Below are 17,681 nucleotides of genomic sequence, written 5' to 3'. Positions count from 1 at the left end.
TCCGGCACGGGTCCCGTGCGGCTTCCTTCCACGATTCCTACTCGACGTCCCGCTGCGATTTCCACGTGGGTGGGAGGAGGTGCGCCACCTCGCGGTCGAAGTACGCCAGGACGTCTTCGCCCGCCCGGTGGAGGTCCGCGAGGTAGCCCTCCCAACGGCGGACGAGATCGGGGTCGGTGAATCTGATCGCCCCGGTGGGAATTCCCTTTTCCGAATACCGGACCTGATAGAGCGTACGGCCACCGAGAACGACAATCTCCGGCAACTGATCGAATTTCTCGGAATCAGCCAGGACCGCGGCGCCGACGATACGGATCCGCTCGCCGCATTCGGCCCGGATCCGCAGCGAATGCAGCTCCCACTGGAGATATGTCGTCAGCGGCTGCTCGACCACCCGAATGCGGTGGAAGAAGGACTGCCGCTCCACGTCCTCCCGGCCGATCTCGCGCAACGCCTCGCGCCGGCCCTCCAGGAGGCGCAGCGCCTCATCCCAGTCGCCGCGCCGGGCCGCCTCCCAACTCGGGCTGCCCTGCTCCTCGAAGTGCTGACGCCGCTCCAGCTTCCAGGAGTCCTGGCCACGTACCAGCGCGTCCCGCTCGCGGAAGTCGCGCCGATAGTCGTCCCGAGTGAGGATCTCACCCCACTCGGGACGCAGCTCGGGAGCGTGCTGAGCCGGCAGCCGATCAGGCATCCGCGATGTCCGCTTTCGCCGTGCTGAGCATGATGCCGGGGATGACGACGAGCCGCTCACCCGGGCCCAGGGCGACGTCCCCGGGGAGGTGGTTGCGGTAGTTGTCGGTGAGGTCCCGGCCGATCACGGCGATATCGCCGTTCGAGAGTTGCCAGATGTCCGGGCATTCATCCCGGTTCTCGGACGTCCCGAGCTCCTTCGCCGACTTCCCCAGACGCTTCTCCAGAAAAGCGGAGGGATCGGCTTCCCATCCACGAGCCATGCCCGCCCCCGATCAGTAATACGTTCGGCGCAGATCACTGTTTTTACCATCCTACACCTGACGGAACGCCAGGGGAATGTGGAGTACGGTCGCAATTTACTCCCAGATGATCACCATCGCAGCACATTGGCATCATTTGCGACAGTATTCATCGGCTACGGGGCGGGAAAAGGGGCGCGCACGGCATATGCCAGCGATACGGCGGCGCACGGCGCACGAACGGTGGCACCTCGGATGACAAACGGCTCCGACAAAGCCCCGGCACGCAACGCCCGCCCCGCCACACCGATCGCCGACGACCACTCACCCTCCGGCCGGCCCATGCGCTGGCGGCTGCCCGCGGCCGCCGGGGCGTGGGATGATGCGACGGCCCCTTGACACCTCAACAACTCACCCGACGTCAGGCCGCCGCGCCAGTAGGCCGGGGCGGGCAAAGAAACAGCAAAGCCACCGCATCGCCCCAGGTCGCGAAGGTCCTCCCCGCACCCGCGGGGGTCAGCCGGTCGTCACACTCCCGATCGAGTGATCCAGGTTGTCCTCCCCGCACCCGCGGGGGTCAGCCGTGAGCGTCGGACCACCCACCGAGATCACCAAAGTCCTCCCCGCACCCGCGGGGGTCAGCCGGCGTAACAGCCGAGGATGAATGCCCACTTGGCGCCCTCCCCGCCGCCCACCCACCGGACCCACCGTCAAGGTGTGCGGGTGCCGTCGAGGTAGGCGAGGACGGCGAGGACGCGGCGGTTGTCGTCGTCGGAGGCGCCGAGGTCGAGCTTCGCGAAGATATTGGAGGTGTGCTTGCTGACCGCGCCCTCGCTGAAGTGCAGCCGTTGGGCGATGGCGGCGTTGGAGCGGCCTTCGGCCATCATGGCGAGGACGTCGCGTTCGCGCGGGGTGAGGAGGGCGAGGGGCTGGTCGTAGGCGTTGCGGGCGAGGAGGCGGGAGATGACCTGGGGGTCCATGACGGTGCCGCCGGCGGCGACGGTGTGGACGGCGTCGACGAACTGGTCGGCTTTGGAGACCCGGTCCTTGAGGAGGTAGCCGACGCCGCCGGTGCCGTCGGCGATCAGTTCCCGGGCGTAGAGCTGTTCGACGTGCTGGGAGAGGACGAGGACTGGCAGGCCGGGCCGTTCGCGGCGGGCGGCGAGCGCTACCTGGAGGCCCTCGTCGGTGTACGTCGGGGGCAGGCGGACGTCGACGACCGCGATGTCGGGGCGGTGTTCGGCGATGGCGGCGGCCAGTTCGGGCCCGCTCTCCACCGCGGCGACGATCTCGTGCCCGTGGGCGCTGAGCAGCAGGGAGAGGCCGTCCCTCAGCAGGACGAGGTCCTCGGCGAGGACAACACGCACGGTAGCTCCATGATCAGCCGGGTCGGACCCCCTGGGGGGCTGGTCAGCGTGAGCGTACCGTCGAACGCGGCGAGTCTGCGCCGGATGCCCCGCAGGCCGCTGCCCCGGTCGGGGTCGGCGCCGCCGCGGCCGTCGTCGGTGACTTCGGCGCGGAGCAGTCCGGCGGCGTGGTCGAGGTGGACGGCGGCGTGCCGGGCGCCGCCGTGTTTGACGGCGTTGGTGAGCGCCTCGCTGACGGCGAAGTAGACCGCCGACTCCACCGGCGCCTCGGCCCGTCCGGGCAGTTCGGCCCGGACCTCGACCTTCAGCGGGACGTCCAGGGCCAGTGCCCGTACGCCTTCGGCGAGGCCGCGTTCGGCGAGCACCGGCGGGTGGATGCCGCGGACGAGGTCGCGCAGTTCCTGGAGGGCCTGGGTGACGTTCTCCTGGGCGTCCGTCACGACCCGCTTCGCCTGCTCCGGGTCGCGGTCGATCAGCGCCGCGACCACGCCCAGCCGCAGGCTCACCGCGACCAGCCGGGCCTGGGCTCCGTCGTGCAAGTCCCTTTCGATCCGCCGCAGTTCGGCGGCCTGGGCCTCGGTGGCGTCCAGCCGGATCTCGGTGAGCTGCTCGACCCGCCGGGCGAGCCGGGAGCGCTCGGTGGGGCCGAGCAGGCTTCGGGTCCACCGGCCGTGCAGGCGCAGCGCGGGCCGGGCGAGGGCGAGCCCGGCGGCGATCAGGACAGGACCGAGGAGGACGGGGCCGAGGAGGCCGGGGAGCAGCGCGGCCGGGCCGCCGGAGGACGGGCCGAACGGCAGGTCGTACGGCAGACCGTACGGCAGCAGTGCCTGGACGATCCCGTACAGGCCGGCGCCGACGAGCAGGACGGGCGCCGCCGCGATTGCGCCGCCGACCAGCGGATCGGCGATCAGCCAGAGGGCGTCGCGCCAGGTCGCCGGGTCGTTCCAGAGCCAGCGGATGTTGAGGGCCATGCCCGCGAACCAGCGGTTCTTGTGGTAGTCGTGGCCGGTCCAGAACCAGCCGTGGAGAGTGCGTTCCAGGGCAGGGCGCGGCTGGTACGGCGGCGGCACCGGGACGTCCGACCAGTGGCCGGCGACCCACCGGCCCGCGCCGGCGGCGGAGCGCACCATCCGGGTGACGGCCGGGAAGAGCGGGAACATGCCGAGGCAGCCCCAGAGCAGGAAGGACAGCAGGAAGACCGTCATCAGCACCACGCCGACCGGTATCAGCAGGGTCAGGACGGCGAGCCGCCCGAGGGCCCGGGCGGCGGCGCGCAGGTCGCGGACCGTACCGATGGGCCCGCCCGCCGTACCGCTCCGTTCGTCGACCGCACCGCCCGCTTCGTCGACCGTACCGCCCGGTTCGCGGGCTGCTGGGGTCTGCGGGCTGCTCACGGGGCCTCCGGTCGGGTGCGGTGGTGCGGGCCGTTCATGATCGCAGCCGACTGCTCCGGCCCCTGGCCCAGCACCCGTCGCTGATCGCGGGTCAGCCGGTAGGTCCCCAGGAGGCAGCCCGCGCCCAGCAGCACGAACCCGACCGCCACCGGCACCCGCCACACCGACGGCAGGTGGAGGGCCAGGAACCAGCTCCGGTTGGCCGGCGCGAAAAGCGCCATCCCCAGCGCCACCGCCCCCTGCGGGGCCACCGCCAGCACTCCGGCCGTGGTCAGCAGCCCGGCCGCCACGGCCCGACCGGGCGGCAGCCGGTCCGAGCCGCCGTCCCGGCCGCCGGGCCCGGCCGGCTCCGCCGTCCGACGGACGCCCTTGCGCAGCGCGTCCAGCAGCTCCGGCCCGCGGGTCTCCAGCCGGTGCCGGGCTCCCGCCCCGAGCAGTACGGCGTGCAGAAGCCCCATGCCCAGGCCGACCGCCACCCCGGTCCAGCGCAGCGGCTCGCTGTGCAGCAGCGTGCCGGTCAGGACGACGCCGGCGGCGGGCAGCGCGCCCAGGGCCTGGAGCAGCAGGACGACCATGCTCTGCAGCCGGGCCTGGTCGGCGTTCTCGTCGCTGAAGCCGTCCAGCGGGTTGCCGCCGGGCCGGTCCGGGAACGACGCGGGGCCGAGGACGGACACCAGCGGCACCAGGCCCGCCCCCGCGCCGAGCACGGCGGGCAGGACGGCGAGCACCCACGGCCAGGTCCCGCCGGCGCGGGCGGCGGCGCCCGCGGCCAGGGTGAGCAGCAGGGAGCCCGGGGCGACGACCAGCAGCCAGGCGAGCTGCCGCGACCGGACGTCGACCCGCTCGGCGCCGGGCACGACCAGGGTGAGCCAGAGCGCCCCGGCGTCCAGGCCGTACAGGTTGGAGCCCAGCGCGCCGGCGAACAGGGCGGCGACCACCCCGGCCCACGGCACCAGGGCCGGGAAGCCGCCGAGCAGCGGCAGCAGGCCGGTGAACACGCCGGTCCACAGCGCCATCCGCAGCATCCTGGCCCGGCGCGGGTCGCGGGCCCACAGGCGCAGCTCCTTGCCGAGGACGGCGCCGCCGGGGGTGTCCGGTACGACGGGCAGCCGGATGGCCCTCCGGGAGGCCCGGCTGCCCACAGCGCCCCCACGGGCCGCACCGTTCGCGGTACTGCGGGCCGTACCGCGGGCCGTACCGCGGGCCAACTGCCGGGCGAGCAGGGCGATCCAGGCCTCGAACAGCAGCGCCGAGAGCGCGAGCAGCCCGCCCAGGCAGGCCGCCACCAGGAGCCAGTCCCCGCGCCGGGCGGCGTCGACCGCCACCACCGACCAGCCCGAAGGCAGCACCCGTACGGCGGTGCCGACGGCGTCGGCCCACTCTCCGGTGAGCAACCGGACGAAGAAGCCGATCGCGAACCAGCCGGTGTTCAGCAAGCCGGTGACCAGACCGACCAGCAACGCCGACAGCTCCCACCCCAGCCGCGAGCGGGCCGCACCACCGAGGCTCTGCAGGGTCAGCTTCGACAGCACCAGTACGAACAGCAGGTGCAGCAGCAACGCGGGGACGGCGACCAGCGCGGGCAACAGCCCGCCGTAGCCCGCCCCGAGGACGATCAGCACGGAGAGTGCGATGAGGGTGACCAGCGGCGTCACCCCGACGAACGCCGCACCGAGCAACCCGACTGCCAGGGAGCGGGGTTGCCGGGGCAACAGCGTGAAGTAGTCGAGCCGCAGGGTCGGATCGCCACCCGTGACGGTCGGACCGAGCGCCCAACCGGCCGTCCAGACCGCCAGCACGGCGGCGACCACGGTCACCCCAGCCTCGGGGGTCGGGAAGTCCGCCAGCCCCAACAGGACGGTACCGACGGCCGCGAGACCACCGGTGAACGCCCCGAGCAGCAGACTCGCGGCCCGCGGGCCGGACATCGAACGCCGCAGCACAGCCAGCTTCATCCCGATCAGGAGGCCAACCACGACAAGCCCCCCACTCCCCCGGCCCGGGCCCCGACCAGCTCCACGAAGACCTCCTCCAGGCCCCGCCCGCCCCGCACCTCCGCCACCGTGCCCGCCGCCAGCACCCGGCCCCCGGCCATCACGCCCACGTGGTCACAGAGTTGCTCGACCAGCGCCATCACGTGACTCGACAGGACCACCGAGCCGCCGGACTCGACGAAGCGCCGCAGAATGACCCGGATCGTCGCGGCCGACACCGGGTCGACCGCCTCGAAAGGCTCGTCCAACACCAGCAACCGAGGCGCGTGCAGCAGAGCGGTGGCCAGACCGATCTTCTTGCGCATCCCCGTGGAGTAGTCGATGACGGGAGTGCGCTCGGCGCCGTCGAGCTCCAGAACAGCCAGCAGCTCACCGGCCCGGGCATCCACGGTGGCAGCCGGAAGACCGCGCAACCTGCCTAGGTAGTACAGCAGTTCGCGCCCCGTCAGCCGCTCCGGCAGCATCATCCCGTCAGGCAACACCCCGACCAGCGCCTTCGCCCGCACCGGATCGCTCCACACGTCCACGCCAAGGATCGCCGAACCCCCGGCATCCGGACGCAACAACCCGACGGCCATCGACAGCGCTGTGGTCTTGCCGGCCCCGTTCGGCCCGACCAGCCCGTAGAACGACCCGCGCGGGACGACCAGGTCCACGCAGCACCTCGACCTCCTGGTGGTGATCATGTGCCGATCGGGGCCGATCGGCACATGATCACGCTAGGGACGGCGAGGCGGCGGCAGAATCCACCTGCGCCTCCACCGAGGGTGGGGCTGGACCCACCCCCGGGGCCGCTCGGGCCGCAAACCCGCCGCGAGTTGCGTTGCGCTGGCGCGTGGGATGATAAACACGCTCTTTGACACCTCAACACCTCGGCATCGCAGCCGGGTCAGTACGACAGCACGCCAAGGCAAAGAAAGAGCAAAGCCGCCAAATCACCCCAGGTCGCAAAGGGTCCTCCCCGCACCCGCGGGGGTCAGCCGGCCACCGAAGAGGGCAAGGACAAGCCGCTCAAGTCCTCCCCGCACCCGCGGGGGTCAGCCGCTGATCAACGGCAAGTCCGTCTTCGGGGTGGCGTCCTCCCCGCACCCGCGAGGGTCAGCCGTCCAACTACCTCGTAGCAGTCGAACTGATCTGGCCCTCCCCGCACCTGCGGGGCTGGCCGCTCGGCGCCCAGCGCGCCGCCGGGGCGATGCGGTTCAATACGGGTCCCCGACACCACGAGGAGAAGTACGTGAGCGACAGGATCCCGCGCGACCGGCAGGGCCGGTGGCGCAGTGCGCGGGGCTTCGGGTCCCGTGGACCCACCAGGCTGCCGGCGCACCCTCGGATGTCGGTGCCGGACGACATCGTGGCAGTTGAGGATCCCACGGAGCACCTGGCACTCCGGCGGGATCCGTCCGCCGACCCGGCTCCGCCGACGTAGGCCCCGACAGGGTCAGCTGTCCAGTACCGTCCAGCCCAGCGCCCGTGCCTGCGTCGCGATGGCGTCGAAGTTCGCGGTGGCGGACAGTGCGGCAACCATGCGGCGGTCGAGTGGGGCGCCCTTCAGGACGGCACTCACGACCTCCCTGTCGAATGTCCGCTCGTAGTAGTCCTCCGCGTACTCGAGGAATGCCTGGGTCGAGTCGGCACCAGTGAGGACGTCGAACATCCAGTCGGCGCCGTCCGTGTCCCCGTCGGTGAACTCGACCGGGCCGCATTGCCAGCCACCACCACCGGCACCGGCACCGGTCTCGTACCAGGCGCACACGGTCGCGTCGAAGAACCCGTCGAACTGGAACTCGGGCGCCTGGGCGTAGTGGGCGAGCGGGGTCGGCAGCCCGTCGAGCAGGCCGGGCCAGTGTGCGCGGTCGTTCTCGCGCCACGGGGTGGCGTCGCTTTCGTGGTCGAAGCCGTAGAGGAACACGCCGGCCGGGTCGAAGACGATGTGGTATTGGTCCCCGGAGCCGTTGTCCATGCCCGCGAGATCCACGCCCGGACGCCAGTCGGCGACGAACGCGAGGCTGGGGTCGTAGGGCACGGAGGCGATGGTGTCGAGCAGCGCCACCGCACGGCAGCGCGCCCGTAGCTCGCGGGGTTCGGGCAGGACGGCTATGAGGTCGTGAACGGACATGGCGCACAGTCAACAGCACACCTCTGACATTCCGCCTGGTCAGCCGCCTCCCCCAGTCCGCCGCCCGGACCAGCCCGGACCAGTCCGAGCCAGGCCCGGCCGCCTCGTCGCCCGCAGGCCCGTGGGCGACGACGTCGTCCGCCCCGTTCCGCTGTCCGGCTCGCCGCCGGTCAGCCCGTGGCTGAGGGCGGGCGTTCGAAGAAGGTCTCCAGGGCGACCGTCGCCTGGGTGCCGCTCACCCCGTCGATCGCGTAGAGCCGCTGCAGGACGTCCTGCAGTTGCTCGGTGGTCGCCGTGCGCACCTTCACCAGGACGGAGGCGCTGCCCGCGATGACGTGGGCCTCCTCGATCTCGGGGATCGCGGCGAAGGCCTCGGCCGACTCGCCCATCCACGCCGACGAGTCGACCATCACGAAGGACAGCACCTGGAGCCCGAGCGCCTTGGGGTCGACCTCGACGGTCGTGCGGCGCACCACCCCGCGTTCCCGCAGTTTGCGGACCCGTTCGTGGGTCGCGCCCGCCGAGAGTCCGACCGTCCTGCCGAGTGCGGCGTAGGCCTGTCCCGCGTCCTGCTGGAGCAGGGCCACCAGCTGACGGTCTATGTCGTCCAGGTTCTCCGATGCCATGGCGCCACCATATTCGGTTCTGCCATACTCGAACAGCTCCGAATATGGTTCGGCATATGGCGATCGGGAGTTGACGGTGTCCGGTGAAGTCAGGCATGGGCTGTACGAGATTCTGGATGAGCGCTTCCGTACCGGAAAGTGCGCCGGCGGCGACTACCGGCTGGAGCGGCTGTACGGGGACTGCCGCTGGGCCGAGGGGCCGGTCTACCTGCCCGCCTGGCGCCAGTTGATCTGGAGCGACATCCCCAACGACCGGATGCTGCGCTGGGACGAAGTCACCGGCACCGTCGGTGTCTTCCGCTCTCCCGCCGGCCACAGCAACGGCAACACGCTGGACGGTTCGGGCCGTCTGGTCAGCTGCGAGCAGGGCAACCGCCGGGTCACCCGTACCGAGCACGACGGGTCGCTCACCGTCCTCGCCGACCGGTACCGGGGCAAGCGACTGAACTCCCCCAACGACGCGGTGGTGCACTCCGACGGGTCGATCTGGTTCTCCGACCCGGACTTCGGCATCACCAGCGACTACGAGGGCCACCGGGCCGAGCCCGAGATCGGCTCCTGCGACGTCTACCGGATCGACCCGGTCGACGGCGGCGTGCGCGTTGTGGCGGACGGCTTCGCCGGCCCCAACGGGCTGGTCTTCTCCTCGGACGAACGGCGGTTGTACGTCTCGGACAGCCGCGCCCGGCACATCCGGGTCTTCGACGTCCGGGACGACGGCACCCTCGACGAGGGCAAGGTCTTCGCGCAGGCGCCGGACAGCGGCTTCGACAACATCCGCTTCGACGACGGCGGGCGCCTGTGGGCGGCGGCCTTCGGCGACGGCGTCCACTGCTACGACCCGGACGGCACCCTCATCGGCCGCCTCCTCGTGCCCGAGGACGTCTCCAACCTCACTTTCGGCGGGGCGAAGAACAACCGGCTCTTCATCACCGCGACGACCTCCGTGTACTCCCTGGTGATGGCCGTGACCGGAACCCCTCGGGTACGTAACCACCGCTAGCCGCAGAGCCGTTGCCCGCGCCGGCCCACCGACGCGCGCGTCCCGGGCCGTCCCGGGCCGTCCCGGGCCGGGCTCCACGCCGCAGGCACGGCCCGCTGTGGGAAGCTGGGCGGCATGGACGGACTGCCCGGGAGCCCTGAACTGCGCGCGTTCCTGGCCGCGCTGCGCCGGGGCGAGATCCTGTCCGGCACGGTCGCCGCGATCGAACGGTTCGGGGTGTTCGTGGCGCTGGACGACGGGCCCGGCCATCCCGTCTTCCCCGGGGTGGGGTTCATCACGATCCCCGAACTGTCCTGGCGGCGCTTCGAGTCCGCCACCGACGTCGTGCGCGTGGGTCAGCGCGTCTCGTGCGAGTTCCTCCAGTTCGACAGCTGGAACATGGAGGCCAGGCTCTCCTTGCGGGCCCTGCAGCCGGACCCGTTCCGGGAGTTCGCCGACCGCACCCCGGTGGGCCGTCGACTGCGGGGACGGGTCCGCAAGCCGGTGCCCTTCGGCGTGTTCGTCGAGGTCGCCGACGGCATCGAGGGACTGGTGCCCGTCCGGGACCTCGCGTCGTCGCGCGGCGGCGACGACGGTCCGCCGGGGGCGGCGTTCCGGGTCGGCGAGGAACTCGCCGTCCTCGTCGCGGACATCGACCGGGAGCGGCGCCGGCTCCTGCTCTCCCTAACGGAGTTGGAGATCGGGAGCCGTGGTTCAGGCCCAGGGCGGTCGGCCTCGCCCGTCCGCCCACAGGGCGAGGGCCCGCTGGTCGACGGCGCGGATGCCGACCTGTGAACAGAACGCGGCGGCGGGCTTGGTGAAGGAACTGGTCGTCACCACGGCGGCCAGGTCGCAGCGGTGTACGTCGCGGTAGGTGCCGTTGACCTTCTGGACGTCGTCGGAGCCGACGAAGGTCCGCGGCCCGTACCGCTTGGCCTGGATGAGGATGCGCTGCCCGGTTGGGGTGACGGCGAGGACGTCCGCCGCGAGGTCGCCGGCCCCGCCGACCACCTTCACCTTCGTACAGCCGTCCCGGCGGCACAGGTCCGCCAGCGCGTGCTCGAAGGCCTTCGGGGTCATCGCCAGGAACGGCCCGATGTGCCGCAGTTGGGCGGTCCGCGCGTACAGCTCCCGCCGGTCGGCCCGCCTTCGCGACCGTAGCACGGCGGCCCCCACGGCCGCGCCCACGACGGCGGCAACGACCAGCAGCGCGGCGACCAGGAGGAGGTGCCGGGCCATCCACTGCACCACCAGCAGGGCCACGACGAGCACGACAAGCGCTGCCGCGCCCGCCAGCGGCGCGTTCCGCCGTGCCCGCCGGATCAGCCTGACCAGGCGGACGGCGGTCGACCTGCGCCGCCGGACAGACCTGCGAGCCACGGCACTCCCCCTCACGCCGATGTGTGCGCACGAGCGTAGGAGTGCGCGGTCACGAGGCGCGGGCGATCCCGGCGAACTCCACCGGCCGGGAAGCCCAGTTGACCGGATCCCGGCGACCGGCGGCCGAACCCCGGCGTGTGCGGGGAGGAGCCGCGGCTCGGGGGGCGTCGAGGGGTACGCCCGTCGTACGGGCCTCAGACCGGATCGATCCGGCCCCGGGCGCGGTCCTCGGCGTACTCCTTGAATCGCCGCAGGTCCCCCTTCACCCGGTGGTCGAGCGCGCGCCGGGCTTCCGCCGTCGGCTTCGCCGCGCCTCCGCCGCCGCCGGGGCGGAGGTCGACGGCCAGGGAGACCCGGGTGTGGCCCGCGTCGAGCCGGCGGAAGGTCACGGTGCTCTTCCGGTAGATCCCGCCGTCCGCCGTCTGCCAGGCGATCAGTTCTTCCGGTTCCTGGTCGACGACCTCGGCGTCGAACTCGCGGGTGACCCCGTCGATGGTGGTGCGCCAGTGGGTGTGGCGCGCGTCCAGCCGGGTCACCGAGTCGACGCCCTCCATGAAACGGGGGAACTCCTCGAAGAGCGTCCATTCGTGGTAGGCGGCGTGCAGGGGCACGGCCACGTCCACGGACTCCTTCACGATGCTCATCAGGTCCTCCTCGTTCGGTGTGATCGGAGCCGCTCGGCGGCGGGGCCACGGACCGGGTGCGAAACCGGCTGCGCAGTCGGCCAAGCAACCGGCCGCGCAACCGGCCGCGCAACCGGCCGCGAAGCCGGTCACGGCCCCGGCTGCGGCCCCGGCCGCGTACCGGTCCGCCCCGACGGCGGCCGGTCGCCGTCCGCCAGGTGCCGGGCCACGGTGTCGAGGTCCGTGCCCAGTCGTTGGGCGGCTCCGACCAGCAGGCTCAGTGCGGTGTGCGGGGTCACGTCGAACCGCTCGGCGGTGATGCCGATGGCCAGGCCGGTGGCGTGCCGGCGGTCCAGCAGGTCGGCGACCGCCCTGGACAGGGCGAAACGGTCGAGGGCGGCCGAGGCTTGGAGGGCGAGCACCTCGATCAGCCCGAGGGCGGGTGTGCCGGGTTCGACCGGTGTGCGCAGGTAGGCGCTGAACACGGTGCAGCCGTGCGGGTGGGTGCGCAGGTGGGCGCCGGCGACGGCGCGTACGCCGCAGCGCCGGGCGCGGTCGCCGAACCGGTCCGGGCGGCCCGGGTCGAGCCGGACGACGACCTGCCCCTCGCCCTGGCGGCGGAGCCGGGGAAGCGGTCCCGCCTCCCCGGCTCCGCCCTGCGCGCGTTCGAGGGCCAGCAGGTACGACGGGGTCGCCGCGAAGGTCTCGACCGAGCCGTCGTCGTGCCAGGTGCTGACGGCGGCACCGACGCAGTGCGGGACGGTGACGCGGGTCTGTTGCACCACCTCGTGCAGGCCCGGGAAGGGGGTGGACCGCGTCCGCTCACGGGCCGCGAGGTCGCCGAGTTCGGCCAGCAGTGCCGCGCGGGCCCGGTCGCTCGCCGGGGTTCCGGGAGCCGCCGCGCCGCCTTCGGCAGGGCTTTGCCGGTCCAGCAGCAGGCGGGCCCGGGCGACGGCGCGGGCCGCGTCGGCCTCGCCGGTGTAGATGCCGATCGTGTAGCAGACGTCGCGCAGCCGCCGCCCGGCTTCCGGCGAGCTGGACGGGGACAGGGCCTCGTACTCGGCGACCAGTCGGCCGAGAGCAGCGACATCCACCATGGGCATGAGCACCTCCGTGTGTTTACGGAAAGTATGCGCCGATCACGCAGCGAAACCACGCCACCGGTCCGCCCACCGGTCCGCCCACCGGTCCGCCCACCGGTCCGCCCAACGACCCGACCCGGCCTGCCCCGACCCGACCCGTTGGGAATCCCGACAGCACTGTGCTGCTGCCGGCCCCCTGGCCCGGACTCAGGTGTCCGCTCTCTGCCACTGCTCACCACGGGCCCACGAGGACCGCCTGCGCCGGACGGTGAACGCGGCCTGCTCGGGGAGGTCGGGAGTCGCCTCGCGCGTCGCCGGGTCGTCCTCGCGCCGGGTCGGGTGCCGTGCCTGGCCGCGTGCCGCGTACGGTCAGCACATGCGCGAACGGCGAGAGCAGGTACGGGGTCAGGGCGATGACAGCCCGGAGCGCGGGCAGGCCGCCCTGCCTGGCGATGTCGCCGACACGGGCGCCGGAGGTGAAGCGGTGGTGTTCGTCTGCGTCACGTGTGGCGTCCCGCTGACAGGGCCGCTCACGTGGTTGCCTGCGGTTCCCGAGGCGCCGTCCTACGCATGGTGGGAAGCTGACGAACCCGGTCCGTCGCCGGCGACCGTGCCCTCAGGCCGCTGTGCGATCGAGACGGAGCCGTACGGCGCACCCCTGGTCGTCACCGAGGTGCCGGGGCCGGTGATGCCACGCCATGGGCTCCGCTACGACGCGGATGGCAAGCCGGTGGTGTCGCAGGGGCCGAGGGGAAACATCGTCATCAACCCGGATGACGCTCGCGGTCTGGAACTGCAGCACGCGTCCGCTGCCTGCTGCGGAGCGACCCCGGACGGCGGCATGAACCAGCTGTGCGCTTGCGGAACCCTCGTCGCGACCCTCTGCTCCGACTGCTGTCTGCCGTACGAACTCCACCTTTCACCCGATCACGTCCGCGCCGTTCGCCCGTGACCATGCCTGCGCCGGTCTCGAGTGGCCGACGCGAAACACGTGGACCACCTGGCGCGAAGACATGGTCCGCTTCGCACATGAGCATGTCGGTCGATGTGTTCATCGCAGACGAGAGCGGGGAGTCCCGCTTCCTCGACGTCCCCGAAGGGGCGTCGGATCCTCACCGCTCTCCTCACCGCTCCTCCCCGCGCCGCCCGTCGGCGCAGGCGCGGAGCACCGCGAGGGCAGCGGCCAGCGCCAGGGCCCAGCCTCCCGCGAGGACCCACCGGGACGGGGCCGCCGACGCCCCCAGACCGGCGGCCAGCAGGGCCAGCGACAGCAGCACCAGCGACAGCAGGGCGAGCCCGAGGACGGTCCGCGGCCGCACACCGCGCACCATGTCCCAGGCCCGGCCGCGCAGGCCGAGCAGGACCCTGTGCAGCCGCGGCTCCGGGGCGGGAAGCCGGACGCCGTCGCGGTCGCTGTCGCGGTCGCGGCGCGTCCGCCGACCGGTTCCGCCTGGCTCCGTCCGCTCGCGCCCGTCCGTGCCGGTCATGCCGTCCGCCTCCTCGCAGTGTCGTCCCCCGTGGTCCGCCCGCTGCGAGTACCCCGAATCCGCGATCGCTAACGCCCAGCCCCAGCCCCAACCCCCGACCCAACCCCAGCACCAGTCCCCGACCCAACCCCCGGCCCCGCCCCCGCGCTCACTCCCGCCCGGCCCCCGCCCCCAGCCGCACGGCCAGCAGACAGCTGTCGTCGTCCGGGTTCGGTCCGCCGAGCCGGGCGGCGATGTGGTCGAGGCAGTCCGCGAGCCCGCCCGCGCCGCACTCCTCGGCCGCCCGCAGCAGCCGGTCCGGGCGGACGGTGCCGTCGTCCCGGCGGTTCAGCAGGCCGTCGGTCCAGAACAGCACGGTGTCCTCGACCGGCCGCAGCGGCAGTACGGCCTCGCGGCAGCGGGTCTCCGGCAGCGCCCCGAGGACGGTCCCGGTGGGGCCTTGGGCGAGGACGGCGGTGGCGCCCCGCAGCACGGCGGGAGGCGAGTGCCCGGCCGCGCTCCAGGTGAGCGTCCGCGCCCGCGGGTCGAGCAGTCCGCACAGCACGCTGGCGATCCGGCTGCCGCCCTGGTGGCAGAGCATCGTGTTGAGCCGTCCGAGCATCTCCCCCGGCCCCTGGCCGGTGTAGCAGAGGCCGTGCAGCGCGTGCCGGAGCTCCGCCATGCCGACGGCGGCGGTGAGGCCGTGGCCGCTGACGTCGCCGACGGCGAGCAGGATCCGGCCGTCGGCGAGGGAGGCCAGGTCGTACCAGTCCCCGCCGACCCTGGGGCGGTCTCCGGCGGGCAGGTAGCGGGCGGCGTGGTCGAGGACGGCGGGGTCGGGCTCGGGCTCGGTGGGCCCGGACATCAGCGCGTTCTGCAGGGCCCGTACGGTGCGGTGCTCGGCTCCGGCCCGACGGCGTTGCTCGGCGAGCCGGGCCCGGGCGCCGACGAGGGCCTGTTCGGTGCGGTGCCACCGGCTGACGTCCTGCAGGACCCCCCGGATGACCGGTGGGCGGCCGGTCTCCCGGTCTCCGGAGGCCTCCGCCGTGACCCGCACGGTGCGAGGAGCCTCGCCGGGTCGCCCGACGTCGAACTCCAGGGCCGCCGTCCGGCGCCCGGCCAGCAGGCGGCGCAGGAACAGCCGGGCCGCCGGGCGGTCGGCGGGGTGCACCCGGGCCACCAGTTCGGTGGGCGTGACCGGTCGGGTGCGGTCGGGGTCGAGGCCGAGCAGCCGCAGTGCCTCCCCGGACAGCTCGGGCGGCGATCCGGGGGCCCAGGCGAAGCTGCCCAGTCCGGCCAGCCGCTGCGCCCGGTGGAGCCGGGCCGCGCGCTCGGCTCCGTCGCCGGGGCGCCAGGTGAGCAGCATGCCGTCCAGGAACGGCTCCGCCCGCAGGACGAGCGTGCGGTCCGGCCCGGCGCCGGTGAAGTCCTCCGTGCGCCCCTCGTACCGGGTGCCGCTCGTGGCGGCCGCCAGGATCCGGCCGAAGTCGCCGCTCGCCACCAGTCCGGGGTGGAGTTCGCTCAGGCGCCGGCCGGCCGCCGCGCCGAGGCCGGCCGCGGTGTTGGCGTACCGGACCCGCAGGTCGCTGATCGCAGCGCCGGGGGCGGTCCCGCGCATGGCCGAGAGCACCAGGACGGGGTCGAACACGGTGTCCAGCACGACACGGAACCAGTGCTCGCCGCCGGGCACCGCCGTCACCGGCCCGCCCTCGCCCGGGGCGTCGAACCGCAGCAGGTGCCCGGAGACGAGCCCGGACAGCGCGTCGACGTACCGGGTCGCCGCACGGGCCCGGACGGCGGGTACGTCCCAGCCGAGGCTCATCGCCCCGACGATCCGCTCGCCGCTGCGGAGCGGTACGGCGCACGCGCTGCGGCCGGGGACGATCCGTCCGTTGCCCGGCGAGCGCCCGCCGCGCCGACCGCGTCCGGACTCCCAGACCAGGCCGCCGCCGTGGGCGGCGGCCGCCAGGGGCACCCCGGTCTCCGGCGGGATGCGCTGCCACTGGCTGACCCGGCGGGGCTCCACACCGTGGCTGGCGACGAGGATCAGCGCGCCGTCCGGCTCCAGCCGGCCCAGCACCACGGCGACGACACCGAGCGGGGCGAGGGCCGCCTCGTGCAGCAGCCGGGCCAGTTCGTCGGGCGCCTCCGCGCCGGCCAGGGCCGAGGCGGCCAGGTGGTAGCGCGCGGCCAGGCCGGGCACCGCGGCGGCCGGGGCCGCGGTGCCCGGCGGAGGCGTGGGGAACGGCGGAGGCACGGTGCCCGGCGGAGGCACGGGGAACGGGGGCGGGGGCTCGAAGAGCGGCGGGGGCGGCGGCGCGGAGACCTGCAACGCGGCGGCCGGCGGCGCGGGGCCGGTCCGCTCCTCCGGGTCCGTCAGCGGGGCGGCGATCCCGACCAGGCCCGCGGCGAGGTCCACGAGCCGGCGGTTGGTGTCCTGCGAGAGCCGGACGAGGTGCTCGAAGGCCTCCTCCGGCGTGCAGTCCAGCCGCTAGGCGAGCATGCCCTTGGCCTGCTCGATGACGCCCCTGGTGCGCATCGCCCGCCGCAGGCCCTCGGCCTCGGCCCGCAGCCGGTCGACGGCTTCGCGCAGCACCGCCGTGTCGTCGCGCACGGCGGGCTCCCCGGGGGCCCGGTCGTCAGACACAGGCCGCCGCCACGTCCGGGTAGAGCGGCAGCACCGTGGCGACGCCGCTCAGCTCCACCAGGTCCCGCACCCTGGGGACGGCCCCGGCCAGCCGCAGCGCGCCCCGTTCGAGGCGTGCCCGCCGGGCGGCGCCGAGCAGCACGTTGAGGCCGGTGGAGTCCAGGAAGCCCACCGCCGTGAGGTCCACGACCACCCGGGTGGTGCCCTCGTCCGTGAGCGCGTCGAACAGGCGTCGTACGTCGCGGGACGAGAAGTCGTCGAGGTCCCCGTGGAGCGGGACGACCGTCCACCCGTTGGTCACCAGAAAGTCCTTCATCCGGACCGCCCTCGATGCCTGGGCCCGGTCACCGCCCCCGCCCGGGCTCCCTTCCAGGCTAGAGCCGTCCCGCTCCTGCGGCTTCCGCCCCCGTCTGCCCGCCCGCCTGCCCGCCTGCCCGCCTGCCTGCCTGCCCGGCCGCCCGCCCGGCCGCCTGCCCGCCTGCCTGCCCGGCCGCCCGGCCGTCTCAGCCGCGGGCTTCCGGCCCGTCGCCGGCCCAGCCGGGGGCGTCGCGGTCCTCCAGTTCCTCCCGCAGCCAGGCCAGGGTGGCGCCGAGCAGCCGGGAGACGTGCATCTGGGAGACGCCGATCCGCTCAGCGATCCGGGACTGGGTGCACCCGTCCCAGAACCGCATCTTGAGGACGGTCTGTTCGCGTTCGGGCAGCCGGGCCAGCAGCGGGCGCACGGCGATCCGGAAGTCGGCGAGTTCGATGCCGGGGTCGCAGCCGCCGAGCCGGTCGAACAGGGCGCTGCCGCTCTCGTCGGTGTCCTGGTCGCGCAGGGCGTCCAGGGAGTTGGGGCGGTAGACCCGGCCCGCCATCAGGCCCTTGGTGGCCTGTTCGACGGTGAGGTGGAGGTCCTCGGCGATCTCCTCGGGTTGCGGGAGGCGGCCGAGTTCCTGTTCCAGGCGGTCGGAGCCGCGGGCGACGCAGAGGTAGAGCTCCTGCATGCTGCGCGGGACCCGCACCGGCCAGGAGGTGTCGCGGAAGAACCGTTTGATCTCGCCGGTGATGGTGGGGATGGCGTAGGTGACGA

19 protein-coding genes are annotated in these 17,681 nt (G+C 73.5%); 3 read left to right on the top strand and 16 right to left on the bottom strand.

The features are described 5' to 3' along the window. Positions 1-37 precede the first annotated feature (37 nt). From ACWD4P_RS27295 to ACWD4P_RS27260, 8 genes are all read right to left on the bottom strand, one after another. The gene (locus ACWD4P_RS27295; RefSeq protein WP_449781412.1) at positions 38-691 is read right to left on the bottom strand and encodes a DUF6879 family protein; all 654 of its coding nucleotides are present in this window, start codon (positions 689-691) and stop codon (positions 38-40) included. Beyond that, positions 684-953 carry a hypothetical protein gene (locus ACWD4P_RS27290; protein WP_359818689.1) on the bottom strand — a complete coding sequence of 90 codons (270 nt, stop codon included), beginning with the start codon at positions 951-953 and terminating at the stop codon, positions 684-686. Before ACWD4P_RS27290 ends, ACWD4P_RS27295 begins: the two co-directional genes overlap by 8 nt. Positions 954-1,642: 689 nt before the next feature. Further along, positions 1,643-2,299: a response regulator transcription factor gene (locus ACWD4P_RS27285; protein ID WP_359818691.1), complete on the bottom strand. Its 657-nt coding sequence runs from the start codon at positions 2,297-2,299 to the stop codon at positions 1,643-1,645. Beyond that, positions 2,263-3,693, bottom strand: coding sequence for a sensor histidine kinase (locus ACWD4P_RS27280; RefSeq protein ID WP_449781411.1), 1,431 nt, complete (start codon positions 3,691-3,693; stop codon positions 2,263-2,265). The genes ACWD4P_RS27285 and ACWD4P_RS27280 overlap by 37 nt, the downstream gene beginning before the upstream one ends. Further along, the gene (locus ACWD4P_RS27275) at positions 3,690-5,648 is read right to left on the bottom strand and encodes a hypothetical protein (RefSeq protein ID WP_449781410.1); all 1,959 of its coding nucleotides are present in this window, start codon (positions 5,646-5,648) and stop codon (positions 3,690-3,692) included. Before ACWD4P_RS27275 ends, ACWD4P_RS27280 begins: the two co-directional genes overlap by 4 nt. 5 nt (positions 5,649-5,653) lie before the next feature. Further along, positions 5,654-6,373 carry an ABC transporter ATP-binding protein gene (locus ACWD4P_RS27270; protein WP_449781431.1) on the bottom strand — a complete coding sequence of 240 codons (720 nt, stop codon included), beginning with the start codon at positions 6,371-6,373 and terminating at the stop codon, positions 5,654-5,656. Positions 6,374-7,125: 752 nt separating this feature from the next. Further along, positions 7,126-7,803, bottom strand: coding sequence for a hypothetical protein (locus tag ACWD4P_RS27265; protein WP_449781409.1), 678 nt, complete (start codon positions 7,801-7,803; stop codon positions 7,126-7,128). Positions 7,804-7,973: 170 nt separating this feature from the next. Beyond that, positions 7,974-8,414 (bottom strand): Lrp/AsnC family transcriptional regulator, encoded by a 441-nt coding sequence (locus tag ACWD4P_RS27260; protein WP_449781430.1) that lies wholly within the window; start codon positions 8,412-8,414, stop codon positions 7,974-7,976. Positions 8,415-8,505: 91 nt separating this feature from the next. Between ACWD4P_RS27260 and ACWD4P_RS27255 the strand changes: the two genes are divergently transcribed. Both ACWD4P_RS27255 and ACWD4P_RS27250 read left to right on the top strand, forming a co-directional pair. After that, positions 8,506-9,432: an SMP-30/gluconolactonase/LRE family protein gene (locus tag ACWD4P_RS27255; RefSeq protein ID WP_449781408.1), complete on the top strand. Its 927-nt coding sequence runs from the start codon at positions 8,506-8,508 to the stop codon at positions 9,430-9,432. Between the two features lie 114 nt (positions 9,433-9,546). After that, positions 9,547-10,206 carry a S1 RNA-binding domain-containing protein gene (locus tag ACWD4P_RS27250; protein ID WP_449781407.1) on the top strand — a complete coding sequence of 220 codons (660 nt, stop codon included), beginning with the start codon at positions 9,547-9,549 and terminating at the stop codon, positions 10,204-10,206. Here ACWD4P_RS27250 and ACWD4P_RS27245 read toward each other — a convergent pair. From ACWD4P_RS27245 to ACWD4P_RS27235, 3 genes are all read right to left on the bottom strand, one after another. Next, on the bottom strand, positions 10,126-10,791 hold the full coding sequence (locus ACWD4P_RS27245; protein ID WP_449781406.1) for a restriction endonuclease: 666 nt from the start codon (positions 10,789-10,791) through the stop codon (positions 10,126-10,128). The genes ACWD4P_RS27250 and ACWD4P_RS27245 overlap by 81 nt on opposite strands. Before the next feature lie 194 nt (positions 10,792-10,985). Next, a complete protein-coding gene (locus ACWD4P_RS27240) occupies positions 10,986-11,435 on the bottom strand; it encodes an SRPBCC family protein (protein WP_449781405.1) in 450 nt (149 codons plus the stop codon). Between the two features lie 128 nt (positions 11,436-11,563). Next, a complete protein-coding gene (locus tag ACWD4P_RS27235; RefSeq protein WP_449781404.1) occupies positions 11,564-12,517 on the bottom strand; it encodes a DUF5133 domain-containing protein in 954 nt (317 codons plus the stop codon). Positions 12,518-12,872: 355 nt separating this feature from the next. Between ACWD4P_RS27235 and ACWD4P_RS27230 the strand changes: the two genes are divergently transcribed. Then, positions 12,873-13,448, top strand: coding sequence for a hypothetical protein (locus ACWD4P_RS27230; protein WP_449781403.1), 576 nt, complete (start codon positions 12,873-12,875; stop codon positions 13,446-13,448). 172 nt (positions 13,449-13,620) lie between these two features. Here the strand turns inward: ACWD4P_RS27230 and ACWD4P_RS27225 are convergent, their stop codons facing one another. From ACWD4P_RS27225 to ACWD4P_RS27205, 5 genes are all read right to left on the bottom strand, one after another. After that, on the bottom strand, positions 13,621-13,983 hold the full coding sequence (locus tag ACWD4P_RS27225; RefSeq protein ID WP_449781402.1) for a hypothetical protein: 363 nt from the start codon (positions 13,981-13,983) through the stop codon (positions 13,621-13,623). Between the two features lie 148 nt (positions 13,984-14,131). Further along, complete coding sequence (locus ACWD4P_RS27220; protein WP_449781429.1) at positions 14,132-16,450, bottom strand: SpoIIE family protein phosphatase; 2,319 nt, start codon at positions 16,448-16,450, stop codon at positions 14,132-14,134. A gap of 3 nt (positions 16,451-16,453) precedes the next feature. Then, positions 16,454-16,576 carry a hypothetical protein gene (locus tag ACWD4P_RS27215; RefSeq protein WP_449781401.1) on the bottom strand — a complete coding sequence of 41 codons (123 nt, stop codon included), beginning with the start codon at positions 16,574-16,576 and terminating at the stop codon, positions 16,454-16,456. Between the two features lie 25 nt (positions 16,577-16,601). Beyond that, positions 16,602-16,910: an STAS domain-containing protein gene (locus ACWD4P_RS27210; RefSeq protein WP_449781400.1), complete on the bottom strand. Its 309-nt coding sequence runs from the start codon at positions 16,908-16,910 to the stop codon at positions 16,602-16,604. Positions 16,911-17,112: 202 nt separating this feature from the next. After that, a partial coding sequence (locus tag ACWD4P_RS27205; protein WP_449781399.1) for a sigma-70 family RNA polymerase sigma factor occupies positions 17,113-17,681 on the bottom strand: 569 nt, incomplete at its 5' end.

It is taken from the genome of Kitasatospora sp. NPDC002543, from assembly GCF_053594915.1.
The sequence above is the reverse complement of the archived record's forward strand: the minus strand, read 5'-3'. Positions and strand labels throughout refer to the sequence as shown.